Source organism: Chryseobacterium sp. PvR013, assembly GCF_017833095.1.
Lineage (GTDB): Bacteria > Bacteroidota > Bacteroidia > Flavobacteriales > Weeksellaceae > Chryseobacterium > Chryseobacterium culicis_A.
In genome coordinates, this window is record NZ_JAFIBT010000001.1 from 3603497 (window position 1) to 3616142 (window position 12646).

11 protein-coding genes are annotated in these 12646 nt (G+C 36.9%); 7 read left to right on the plus strand and 4 right to left on the minus strand.

Going from position 1 to position 12646, the window contains the following annotated elements; all coding sequences use genetic code 11:
• The first annotated feature begins 42 nt into the window (after nt 1-42).
• Both JOE44_RS16365 and JOE44_RS16370 read left to right on the plus strand, forming a co-directional pair.
• Nucleotides 43-2121 (plus strand): alkaline phosphatase family protein, encoded by a 2079-nt coding sequence (locus JOE44_RS16365; protein WP_209786381.1) that lies wholly within the window; start codon nt 43-45, stop codon nt 2119-2121.
• A 65-nt stretch (nt 2122-2186) separates the two neighbouring features.
• Nucleotides 2187-3050 (plus strand): neutral zinc metallopeptidase, encoded by an 864-nt coding sequence (locus tag JOE44_RS16370; protein WP_209786382.1) that lies wholly within the window; start codon nt 2187-2189, stop codon nt 3048-3050.
• A gap of 58 nt (nt 3051-3108) precedes the next feature.
• Here the strand turns inward: JOE44_RS16370 and JOE44_RS16375 are convergent, their stop codons facing one another.
• Both JOE44_RS16375 and JOE44_RS16380 read right to left on the minus strand, forming a co-directional pair.
• Nucleotides 3109-3963, minus strand: coding sequence for a GLPGLI family protein (locus JOE44_RS16375; RefSeq protein ID WP_209786383.1), 855 nt, complete (start codon nt 3961-3963; stop codon nt 3109-3111).
• A 12-nt stretch (nt 3964-3975) separates the two neighbouring features.
• Nucleotides 3976-4926, minus strand: coding sequence for a GLPGLI family protein (locus JOE44_RS16380; protein WP_209786384.1), 951 nt, complete (start codon nt 4924-4926; stop codon nt 3976-3978).
• A 213-nt stretch (nt 4927-5139) separates the two neighbouring features.
• Here JOE44_RS16380 and JOE44_RS16385 point away from each other — a divergent pair, with 213 nt between their 5' ends.
• From JOE44_RS16385 to sufD, 4 genes are all read left to right on the plus strand, one after another.
• Nucleotides 5140-5469, plus strand: a complete 330-nt coding sequence (locus JOE44_RS16385) for an iron-sulfur cluster assembly accessory protein (protein WP_027372006.1) — start codon at nt 5140-5142, stop codon at nt 5467-5469.
• Nucleotides 5470-5552: 83 nt separating this feature from the next.
• Nucleotides 5553-7001 (plus strand): Fe-S cluster assembly protein SufB, encoded by a 1449-nt coding sequence (gene sufB / locus JOE44_RS16390; RefSeq protein ID WP_105683084.1) that lies wholly within the window; start codon nt 5553-5555, stop codon nt 6999-7001.
• A gap of 237 nt (nt 7002-7238) precedes the next feature.
• Nucleotides 7239-7982 carry a Fe-S cluster assembly ATPase SufC gene (gene sufC, locus JOE44_RS16395; RefSeq protein ID WP_105683083.1) on the plus strand — a complete coding sequence of 248 codons (744 nt, stop codon included), beginning with the start codon at nt 7239-7241 and terminating at the stop codon, nt 7980-7982.
• A 165-nt stretch (nt 7983-8147) separates the two neighbouring features.
• On the plus strand, nt 8148-9455 hold the full coding sequence (gene sufD, locus JOE44_RS16400; RefSeq protein ID WP_209789230.1) for a Fe-S cluster assembly protein SufD: 1308 nt from the start codon (nt 8148-8150) through the stop codon (nt 9453-9455).
• A 76-nt stretch (nt 9456-9531) separates the two neighbouring features.
• On the opposite strand, the gene JOE44_RS16405 is transcribed toward sufD, so the two are convergent.
• A complete protein-coding gene (locus JOE44_RS16405) occupies nt 9532-10455 on the minus strand; it encodes a DUF3078 domain-containing protein (protein ID WP_209786385.1) in 924 nt (307 codons plus the stop codon).
• Between the two features lie 227 nt (nt 10456-10682).
• A complete protein-coding gene (locus JOE44_RS16410; protein ID WP_209786386.1) occupies nt 10683-11609 on the minus strand; it encodes a DUF3078 domain-containing protein in 927 nt (308 codons plus the stop codon).
• Nucleotides 11610-11858: 249 nt separating this feature from the next.
• Between JOE44_RS16410 and JOE44_RS16415 the strand changes: the two genes are divergently transcribed.
• Nucleotides 11859-12626: a rhomboid family intramembrane serine protease gene (locus JOE44_RS16415; RefSeq protein ID WP_105683080.1), complete on the plus strand. Its 768-nt coding sequence runs from the start codon at nt 11859-11861 to the stop codon at nt 12624-12626.
• Nucleotides 12627-12646 lie beyond the last annotated feature (20 nt).

A 12646-nucleotide genomic window follows, 5' to 3' on the forward strand; every position in this document is an offset into this window, starting at 1 on the left:
ACAAAAACTATCTTTGTGAAAACTCATAAAAACAGTCAATACATGTTTTTAAAAAAAATAAAACCTTTCCTCTATTTAGGAATTTTCTATCTTATTATTTCGTTAATAATAAGAACAGTATTCTTTTTTCATCCTATTACTACCGCTAGTTTCGGATTTTTCGAAGTCGTAAAAGTTTTGTTAATAGGTCTTGTGAATGACGTGTTTGTTTTCATACTGGCCAGCTCTATTCTTGCCCTTTACTTCCTCTTTCTTTCCAATTCAAAATATAAAAAACCTTACGGCAATATTATTTTGGGGGCTTTGGTTCTATTCTTCCTTTATATATGGCTTGTTCCCAATAATATATTCAAGCAATATGGAGGTTCTATCATGGAAATCGCTCTTGTGTTTGTAGGAATAAAGACTCTTTTCTTCGGATTGATGCTGTTCCTTCCTACACAAAGAACTAAGATCCGTAACACATTATATTTCATTACATTACTATTATATGTTCTTCTGATTATCTTTAACGGAGTCAGTGAATACTTCTTTTATAATGAATTTGGAGTTCGTTATAATTTCATTGCTGTAGATTATCTTATTTACACCAATGAGGTGATTGGAAATATCATGGAAAGCTATCCTGTTGTTCCATTGTTTTCCGGAATCATGATCGTTACCCTTACCATTACATGGTTCATTTATAAGAAAACAAAAGATGAGCTGCTGGAACTTCCGGATTTTAAACAAAAAATGGTTCTTCTGGGCAGTTTCATGGTACTTTGTGCTTTGAGTGCACTGGCAATCCCTTCGTTGATGCAAATCAAATCTGATAACGTTTTTGCCGATGAAATTGAAGCCAACGGAATTCCTAAGTTTTATTGGGCGTTTACCCATAATGAACTGGATTATTTCCAGTTTTATTCACAGATTAATCAGCAGCAGGCCGAAAAGAATTTCTTAAGCCAGTATCCACAACATACATTATCAAGAGCCGTTGTTGCAGAGCAGCCGGAAGCAAAGAAAAATGTAGTGCTGATCTCTATCGAAAGTCTTTCTGCGGACTTCATGGAACACTATGGTAATACGCAAAAAATTACTCCTTTCCTGGACAGCCTTGCTGACAAATCCCTGATGTTTACCAATCTTTATGCTACAGGAAACAGAACGGTACGAGGACTAGAAGCCCTGACTCTTTGTATTCCTCCCACTGCAGGAGAAAGTATCATCAAAAGAGATGATAATAAAAAGAAATTCACAACCGGAAGCGTTTTCAAATCCAAAGGATATGATGTAAAGTTTTTATATGGTGGATACAGCTATTTTGATAATATGCAGGACTTCTTCGGTGGAAACGGCTATGGCATTGTAGACAGAAACAACTTTAAGCCTGAAGAAATTACTTTTGCCAATGTTTGGGGCGTTGCTGATGAAGATATGGCAAGAAAAGCTATTCAGGTGATGAATGCTGAAGCCAGGTCGGGAAAACCTTTTTTCAATCATTGGATGACGGTTTCCAATCACAGACCATTTACTTATCCCGACGGAAGAATTGATATCCCGGGAACGGCAAAATCCCGCGAAGGTGGTGTAAAATACACTGATTATTCTCTTAAGCTGTTCTTTGATATGGCAAAAAAGCAAGACTGGTATAAAAACACTGTTTTTGTCATTATTGCAGACCACTGTGCATCCAGTGCAGGGAAAACAGAACTCCCGATGGATAAATACAGAATTCCTGCAATGATTTTCTCAGAAGGATTTATTCAGCCTCAGAAATTCGATGCATTGATGTCCCAGATAGATGTGATGCCTACTCTTTTTGGATTATTAAATTTCAGCTATCAGTCTAAATTTTTAGGACAGGATGTCTTCAGGCAGGAATTCCAGCCTAAAGCTTATGTGGCAACATATCAAGACCTTGGATTCATCAAAGGTGACCGTTTGACCATTATTTCTCCGGTAAAAAAGGTAAAACAATATTCTTTGGAACTGGAAAAAAGTGATCTGAAACCCGAATTTAAGCTGTATTACGACGAAAAATTATTAAAAAATCCAGAGCAGAAACTGGTAGATGATGCTGTATCAGCCTATCAGTCTACTTCTTACTGGCTAAAAACAAAACAACTGAACAGATAAATATCTAGATATTTTCGCTTATAATCTGGTGTAAAATATTTAAATTAACCCATAAATTTATTAGTATGAAATGGACAGACGACAGAGGCGGAAACGTTGATGACCGCCGTGGTTCAGGAGGCGGTGGCGGCGGAATGATTGTAGGTGGAGGACTCGGAACATTAATTATAGCAGCCATCGTGTTCTTTTTGGGAGGCGACCCGTCCGGTATTTTAAATTCCGGCAGTATGCAATCTTCAGGAAATCCCGGAGAACAAAGAGAGCTTACAGCCAGTGAAAAACAAATCGGAGAAATGGTGGATATGATGGCCAAATGGAATATTCTTACCTGGGATCAGATTTTTAAGGAAAACGGAATGACTTATAGCGCTCCTCAGGTGGTTCTTTTTGAGAATACAACTTCTTCAGCATGTGGTACTGCTCAATCTGCCATGGGACCTTTCTACTGCCCTGCTGATCAGAAAGTCTATATGGATATGAGCTTTTTTGGTGAACTTCAGCAAAAGTTTGGGGCTAAAGTAACAGAATTTACAGTAGCCTATGTTCTTGCTCACGAAGTAGGACACCATGTGCAGACTCTTTTAGGAACGACCCAAAAAGTAGATCAATTAAGAAGAAGCGGAAGATATTCTGAAGAACAAATGAACAGAGTGTCTGTTGCTACAGAGCTACAGGCTGATTTTTATGCCGGAGTCTGGGCTAAAAGAACCAATGACAGCAAACATATTTTGGAGCCCGGAGACATTGAATCTGCCATAGATGCTGCAGAAGCTGTTGGAGATGATAACATCCAGAAAAGAGCACAGGGATATGTGAACCAGGAAAGCTTCACTCACGGATCTTCTGCTCAGCGTAAAGAATGGTTTATGAAAGGTTACAACACCGGAGATATCAGACAGGGTGATACTTTTAACCAGCTATTAAAATAATTTTATCAAAAGATGATATAAAAAAAATGCGGTCTCAGAGTAAGACCGCATTTTTTATTTATTGCAATTCGATAGGGTTAGAATTTTTCTTCGCTTCTTCCTTCACCCTTTCTTCCATTCTCTTTCTCATATCAGCAGGATTCTGGTTTCCACCACCACCTCCAGGGCCTCTTCCACTGCCTATTCTCATTGGAGCAGTAATACCTCCGCCACTTTGATTCATAAATGACATGGGATCAGTTTTAAACTTTTGCTGCTGTTTTAAATAATCTCCTCTTTTCACTTTTAATGTATTGCCAAACTGGTTCAAAGTAGGAAACTCAGCAATTTTATAATTCTTCATTAAATCAAAAGAGTAATCGCCTTTATCATCTTCAACTTTTACAATCAGTCCAGGAAGTCCTCCGAATTTATAAGGTCCATCCTGATAAGGAAGATCCGTTGTAAACCATGCCGTCCATTTTCTCCCTCCAAAATCCGTTTCTGCCTTCTGAACCTTGTATTCGCCTATTTTTCTTGTTTCTGATTCAATTTTCCAGTTCATTGGCCTGTCCTCTTCATAAGAATAGAGATCACGTCCTATTCTGTCTTTAAAATACGTCTTTTGGTTCGTCTTATCCTTTTCTACAGAATAGCTGATATTCGTTCTCAAACCTTCCATCTGATCTCTGTTGATACTTCCTCTTCCGCCTCCACCTTGAAATGCCTTTTGCATGATAGAGTCTCTTTTAATCCTGTTTTCAGAATAAAACACTGATTTTTCCGGAGAAATATCCAGATACGCGTTTTCCGTCTTGATATCTGTTTTATTTTCGGCATCAGGCTTCATAGTCACCTGATACACAAACCTGTTTGTCTGTGCAGAAACATTCTGTATGAACAGCGCTAATGCGATGACACCTAATTTTTTCATTTATATTTTTATTTATTTTAATTCAATGGGGTTCTGGACTGTAGTTGTAGAATAAATTCCTGCAGATGGACTTTGTGATATTGGACCTCCTTGATTATCGCCTCCCATTCCGCCTCTGTGCATTCCGCCACCGCCATGACCACCTCTCATTCCTCCTCCATTCATACCACCGCCGCCCATTCCGCCACCATGTCTTCCACCTCCGAAATTCATATTTCCATCTCCATTATTCCCTGCCATTGCTTTTCTGTTTTTACCAAACTCCAGTTCCAGAGCAGCTTTATCCCCATGGAAGTTGGCTCTCGTACTTTGTTTGGCATCGGAGCTTACCTGTTCTTCAAAAGCATTTTTAATGATCATCTTTTTAGCAAGATCAAACTTATAATCTCCTTTATCATCTTCCAGTTTTACAATCAGTCCGGGTAATCCGGAGAATTTATAAGGTCCGTCAGAGAAGGGAATTTCTTTGGTAAACCATGCCGTCCACACTCTTCCTCCAAACTCAGCAACTGCTTTTTGAGCGGCATATCCATTTTGTTTTTCAACAATATTTGTTACGTCCCACTTTACAGGTCTGTCTTCCTGATAATAAATTTGTCTTCCGGCTGCCTTTTCATAATAATACACTTTTTGGTCGGGAATAGTCTTAGTAATAAAATATTCAAAAAAAGTAGGTTCGAAATTTTTCTTTCCGTCTATTTTTGAAAAATCTTTTTCCTCTTTTTTATGATTTTCTTTCATTTCTGATCTGACAACAGTAAAAAGAGAATCTCTTTTCAATTTATTTTCGCTGATAAATAAAGAATGATCTCCTTTAATATCGAGAAAAGTTCTTTCACTTTTCATGCTCACCAGATTGATTGAATCTGGATTTACAAGCGTTTCATAAACAAATCTTGTAGTCTGACCATAAGATACTATCGTGAAAAACAACACAAAAAAAGCGGCTACTTTTTGTTTCATTACCTATTTTCTTTATAGATCGAAAATATGATTCAAGGTTAAAATCCGGAATGAAATCTTCACATGATGAGAAGAAATTTATCTGTTTTTAACATAAATAGTTGCCTTGAAAATCCCTATTAATATCAGAATCATTAAAATAGATATCTTCGATTTGAGATTGCGGAAATTAGTTCGTATTTTTGCATCATTAAATCATTCTAAATAAATACAATGATAAAAGTATCAGACTATGCAAAGGAGAAAGCCATCCAGTTAATGACGGAAGATGGTTTTAACCCTGCTGAAGATTATATAAGAGTAGGGGTGAAAAGCGGCGGATGCTCTGGTTTAGAGTATGTTTTAAAGTTTGATAACCAAAAAACAGACACAGATCAGATTTTTGAAGATAATAACATCAAAATTATTATAGATAAAAAATCCATCCTTTATTTAGCGGGAACAACTCTTGAGTATTCAGGAGGATTGAACGGAAAAGGGTTTGTTTTTAACAACCCGAATGCATCCAGAACATGTGGGTGTGGGGAATCATTTAGTCTTTAGAGAAAAGACATTAGATCCTAGATTTCAGACCTCAGAGCCATTCTGAATTCTGAAATCTAACATCTGAAATCTAAAAAATTATAATGAGTAAATATACAGAAGACGATTTAAGAGTCGATCTAGAAAATAAAAAATATGAATTCGGTTGGGAAACGAAAATTGATTATGAAGATTTCCCGATCGGTTTAAATGAGGACATCGTTCGTGCCATCTCTGCTAAAAAAGAAGAGCCGGAATGGATGACTGAATGGCGTTTGGAATCTTTCAAAATCTGGCAGAAAATGGTAGAGCCTAACTGGGCTAATATCAAGTATGAAAAACCAGATTTTCAGGCAATCCGTTACTATGCTGCTCCTAAAGTAAAGCCTGAACTGGCAAGTCTTGACGAGGTAGATCCTGAATTATTAGCAACTTTTGCCAAATTAGGAATCAATATCGAAGAACAAAAAAGACTTTCTGGAGTTGCCGTAGATATCGTAATGGACTCAGTTTCTGTGAAAACCACTTTCCAGGATACATTGGCAGAAAAAGGAATTATTTTCTGTTCCATCTCTGAGGCTATTAAAAACCATCCTGATCTAGTAAGAAAATATCTTGGAAAAGTAGTTCCAAGAGGAGATAACTTTTATGCAGCTCTGAACTCCGCAGTATTCTCTGACGGAAGTTTCTGTTATATTCCAAAAGGCGTAAAATGCCCAATGGAGCTTTCCACTTATTTCCGTATCAATCAGGCAGGAACAGGACAGTTTGAAAGAACACTTCTTGTAGCGGATGAAGGAAGTTATGTTTCTTATCTTGAAGGTTGTACAGCACCCTCCAGAGATGAAAACCAGCTTCACGCAGCGGTTGTAGAGCTTATCGCTTTAGACAATGCTGAGATTAAATATTCAACGGTACAGAACTGGTATCCTGGTAATGAAGAAGGAAAAGGAGGTGTATTCAACTTTGTAACAAAAAGAGGCCTTTGCGAAAGAAATGCAAAAATCTCATGGACTCAGGTAGAAACAGGTTCTGCAGTAACATGGAAATATCCGTCTTGTATCCTTAAAGGAGACAACTCTATCGGAGAATTCTACTCTATTGCGGTAACCAATAACCACCAGTATGCAGATACAGGAACAAAAATGATCCACATTGGAAAGAATACCAAATCAACGATTATTTCTAAAGGTATTTCTGCCGGAAAATCTCAAAACTCATACAGAGGACAGGTGAAAGTAATGCCTTCTGCAAAAGGGGCAAGAAACTTCTCACAGTGCGACTCTTTATTGATGGGTAATGAATGTGGTGCCCATACTTTCCCTTATATCGAAATCAAGGATCCAACGGCTCAGTTAGAGCACGAGGCAACGACTTCAAAAATTGGGGAAGACCAGATTTTCTATTGCAACCAAAGAGGTATTGATACTGAAAGAGCAATTGCTTTGATCGTCAATGGTTTCAGTAAAGAAGTTTTAAATAAACTTCCGATGGAATTTGCTATTGAAGCTCAGAAATTACTGGAAATTTCATTAGAAGGTTCTGTGGGATAATCCTCCAAAAAGAATCTATCAGATAAAAGTTCACTGATTAATGGCAAGGTTTTCAGTGTTTTTATCAGATTAAAACCGTTATTCGGGAATATAAGTTGTAATCTTCAGTGAAGATTATTACAAAACATAAAATATAGAAAGCTTCTATCCGTCTATTGAGGAAATATTCAATATAAAGACAATGTGTATTAACAGAAGAGAAGCTCACACAATTATAAAAAGAAAAAGTTAGCAAGAATGTTACAAATTAAAGACCTTCACGCCAAAATTGAAGATGGCGCAGAAATATTAAAAGGTATTAATCTTGAGATAAAGCCAGGCGAAGTTCACGCTATTATGGGCCCGAACGGAGCTGGTAAGTCTACCCTTTCTTCTGTAATCGCAGGAAAAGAAGATTACGAAGTAACTGGTGGAGAGATCCTTTTCCAGGGAGAAGACATCAGCGAAGACGCTCCTGAAGATAGAGCTCACAAAGGAATCTTCCTTTCTTTCCAGTATCCAGTGGAAATTCCGGGAGTTTCTGTAACGAACTTTATCAAAGCTGCTTTAAATGAAACAAGAAAAGCAAACGGACTGGAAGAAATGCCGGCAAAAGAAATGCTTGCATTAATCCGCGAGAAGTCTGAAAAACTAGGGATCAAAAAAGATTTCCTTTCAAGATCATTAAACGAGGGATTCTCAGGAGGTGAAAAGAAAAGAAATGAGATCTTCCAGATGATGATGCTTAATCCTAAATTGGCTATTCTTGATGAAACAGATTCAGGATTGGATATTGATGCATTAAGAATTGTGGCAGATGGAGTAAACCACTTTAAAAATGAAGGAAATGCAGTTCTTTTGATTACGCACTATCAGAGATTACTTAACTATATTCAGCCTGACTTCGTTCACGTTTTAGCAGATGGAAAAATCATCAAAACAGGTGATAAATCTTTAGCATTAGAACTTGAAGAAAAGGGTTACGACTGGCTTCTTAACTAAGAAGAAAATGTATTATTTCAGAGATTAAAATTTTCACAATCATTCGTGAAACGTAGTAAAATAAAGAATCTCTATTATTAAAAATTGGATTCCCTGTTCCTCGGAATAGCAATATTTTAGTTCAAAAAAAAAGAAAAAATGGTGCAAACCACAGATATACCAGTAATGGCATTAAAAGAACAGATTATAGAGAACCATAATGAATTTTTGGAGAGTCTTCGTCACAGATTTCTGGATGATGAAAGAAAAGAGGCTCTTCAGAGATTTGCAAATCTTGGTTTTCCGACAAAAAAAGACGAAGAATATAAATATACCAATCTAAAGGAGATCACGGAAAAAAGCTACAACTTCTTCCCGAAAGAGAGCCACAATATCACTAAAGAGCAGTTTGATGAACTGCACCTTGGAGAGGAAAATTTTGATTGGATTGTTTTTGTAAACGGTAAGCTTCACAAGGAGCTTTCAAAAGTTTCTATTGAAAATGTAGAGTTTCTTTCATTCAACTATGCATTGAATGATGAGAAACACAAAGAGGTTTTTGAAAAATATTTCAATACCATTGCTTCAAAGGAACAAGCGTTTACCAACTTAAACCTTGCTTACTGCAAATATGGTTTCTTCCTTAAGGTTCCTAAAAATGTAGTGATTGAAAAACCAATCCACGTTTTTTATATTTCTCAGAATCAGGAGGAGAACACATTCTACAATACAAGAAACCTTTTGATTGTAGAAGAAGGAGCAAAAGTAGAAGTGATTGAAAGCCACCATAATTTTGACAGCACGTATGTATTGACCAACTCTGTAACGGAGATCTTTACCTATCCTAATGCAAAAGCAGACTGGCACAAACTTCAAAATGATAATAATACAGCCTATTTTATCGACAATACTTTCGCAAGACAGGAGAAAGACAGCTTAACCACTGTAAATACATTCTCTTTCGGAGGTAAACTGGTAAGAAACAACCTTGATTTTATTCATAATGGATCTAACATCAATTCATTCATGAACGGAATCACCATTATCGGAAAAGATCAGTTGGTAGACCACCATACGGCCGTTCACCATAACTTCCCGAACTGTGAAAGCTACCAGAACTATAAAGGAATCTTTGATGGCAATGCCCACGGAGTTTTCAACGGAAAAGTTTTTGTTGACAAAATAGCTCAGAAAACAAACGCTTATCAGCAAAACAACAACGTATTGCTAAGTGAAGGCGCAAGTATTGATACTAAACCTCAGTTAGAGATCTTTGCTGATGATGTAAAATGTTCTCACGGATGTACAGTAGGCCAGTTGAATGAAGACGCTTTATTCTATCTGAGAGCGAGAGGAATTTCTAAAAAAGAAGCACAGGCATTACTTTTATATGCTTTTGCTAATGATGCAATGCAAAACATTGATATAGAACCTCTAAAAGAAAAAATTTCAAAGTTATTGGCTGAGAAATTAGGAGTTGATATAGAATTCTAAGACTTATATATATTGATAAACAAAAGCACTTCATTTTGAAGTGCTTTTTTATTGTACTGCAGATGGTATGTCTGTCTTATTTTTTCAGCCAGCTTTGGTTATCCTTATTTTCCGAACGCTTCTTACCATTATCAAAATTGTAAGCCAAACCTACGCCTAATGTCTGTTTCAACTGTGTTTTCCATATCTGATTATGGTCATACAGCAGATCAAGAGTAACATTCGTAGAAATATATTTATTGATTTTCATGCTTAAAACACCGCTATATCCCAAAACAAGTCTGTCTGGATGGTCAAGATAGTTGGAAAATACAGACGCTGTATTTAACAGGCTGATATTCTCCATAATTTTCAGCTTATACATAGCTGTTCCTAAGAAACCGAATTGGAAAAGAGAAGAATCACCGTCATTTTTAAGACCATAAGTTCCTGCCTTCTGAAGATCTTTATCTAATACAAAAGTCCATCTGGCATTTGCCGGACGTAAAGTCACCGTAAAATTATCATTGGGACGGTAAGTAACCCCAGCTCCTACACTCACATACCCGGGAGCCATAAAATTGGAAATCTTCTTAGCATCGGGATTGTTTCCGTCTTCATATCCCGGAGCGAACTGAGTTTGTAAACCTGCACCTGCAGACAAATACCAATGCTTGGCAAATTCTCTACCATAGTTTGTAGAAAGGTTAATAACATCCTGCGTTTTTCTTACTCCTGTTCCCTGCGTATTGTTTTGCCCATAACCCAGAATAACAATGTTTTCCCAAAGATTTTTTCCTTTTTCATAAGTCAGATTATAATTCACTCCGGCAAGCCATCCTACGTTGTTAGCTCCACCACCTACCCAGTTTGAAAAGGCAGCCTGATTAAGCATTAATGTATTTTGTCCCTGAATAGACCAGGCTTTAACAGTATCTGCTGCCGGAGCTTCCGTTTTAGTCTCCTGAGCCAATGCTACAGCCCCAAAAGTGATAGAACTGATCAATAAAAGTTTTTTCATAATGACGATTTACTACAAATGTATAAATAATAATCTAGGCCTTCATAAAATTCACTTTAAAATGAATTTAACACCATTAAAAACAACGCAGTAACACTATGAAAATCATTACATTAAACAACACACCAACAACCCGCAAACTTAAGTCAACTTAAAATTACAGTATTTTAAAAACAAAAAAACACTTCATTCCGGAAGTGCTTTTTATTGAAATATCGTATTCTTTATTATTTTTTAATCCACCACTGACTGTCTTTGCGGTCGGAACGTTTTACCCCATTCTCCAAAGTATAGGCGAACCCGATTCCAAGAGTTTGCTTCAGCTGTGTTTTTTCTATCTGATTATGATCGTAAAGTAAATCTACTGTCACATTGGATGAAATATATTTGTTTACTTTCAGGTTTAGTAAAGCTCCATACGCCAGAACCAATCTGTCCGGGCGGTCAAGGTAATTCGAGAAGACAGATGCTGTATTGGTTAAGTAAATATCTTCCATTATTTTCAGTTTATAAATTGCCGTACCCAGAAAACCAAATTGTAATAAAGAAGTATCTCCGTCACTTTTCAGACCATAACTTCCTGCTGTCTGGAGATCTTTATCCAATACAAAAGTCCATCTGGCGTTGGTAGGACGTAAAGTTACCGTAAGATCATCATTAGGTCTGTACGTGATACCCATCCCGACGTTCAGGTAACCTGGTGCCATAAAATTTGAGATTTTCTTTGCTTCAGGATTATTCCCATCTTCGTAACCTGCCGCAAACTGCGACTGCAAACCGGCTCCTAAAGAGAAATACCAGCTTTTCGAAAATTTCCGCCCATAATTGGTAGAAATATTGATCACATCCTGTGTCTTTCTTATTCCTAATCCTTTCGTATCATTCTGTCCATAGCCCAGTATAATAATATTCTCCCAAAGGTCTTTGTCTTTTTCATAGGTCACATTGTAATTGATCCCGGCAAGCCATCCTACGTTGTTGGCTCCACCTCCTACCCAGTTTGAAAAGGCCGCCTGGTTGATCATTAAAGTATTTTTTCCTAATACTGACCAGTATTTCACGGTGTCTACTACTACGGAATCTTTTTTCAATTCTTCTTGTGCACTTGCATATATTCCTATAAAACAGGAAAGAATCAATAAAAACTTCTTCATTACTCTAAATAATTTTCCATACAAAAGTATTAATATAATTTTTTTTCAGGATAAATTCAGCCGTAAAGAATCGAATTTCCTCAAAGCTGAATCAATCACAATAAGATATTTCTATAAAATCAATGCCAAAATAATAAGTTTGAAAATAAAATTTGATACCTTTTGTCTTAAAATCAGGTGAGTAAGAATTGATTCATCGCCAAATTTTCCGAAATTTATCATTGGCTTTTGATTTGACGTAAAATCCACATGTTCAAAAATGTAATTTCCAAAAGAGCGATTATATACCCGTTGCTGATGCTATCTGCGATGTGGTTCGGGTACTTTTTACAAACGCAGGGCTTTTTCCAAAGCTGTTTTGGAGCCATTATCCCATTGCTGCCTGAGGGTTTGCTTGGGGTGGTAACCTCTCCTCTTTTACATGGAAATATAGATCATATCATAGGAAATTCTATCCCTATTGCAGCACTGATGTTTTTACTTTATCAGTTTTATCCTTTAGTGGCCAACAAGGTTTTTATTATCGGATGGCTGGCAACGGGGCTTTTGGTATGGCTGCTTCCTCCTATTGACATTCTTACTGGTGATTATATGTATACCTGTACCATTGGAGCCAGTGGTGTAGTGTATGTGCTTGCCTTCTTCCTCTTCTTTAGCGGTGTCTTCAAGTGGAATACAAAACTTCTCACAATTTCAATGCTTGTTGTTCTGTATTATGGCAGTTTGGTGTGGGGAATGCTTCCCGAAGAACTGTTCTATAATATGCAGGAACCGAGTAAAATCTCATGGCAGGCGCATCTTTCCGGAGCTGTAGTAGGCAGTATCATTGCCTTTGCTTTCAAAAATGTTGGAGAAAAGAAGAAAAAATTCATCTGGGAATTCCCCAATTATTACAACGAAAAAGATGATAAATTGTGGCAGGAATACAAAGAAAATCACCCGGAAGATTTTATGGAACTTCCCTATAAGAAAAAAGATGATATCTGGGATCATTTGGAGGAATTAAGGAAAAGATAACACTTATTTCATTACATTTG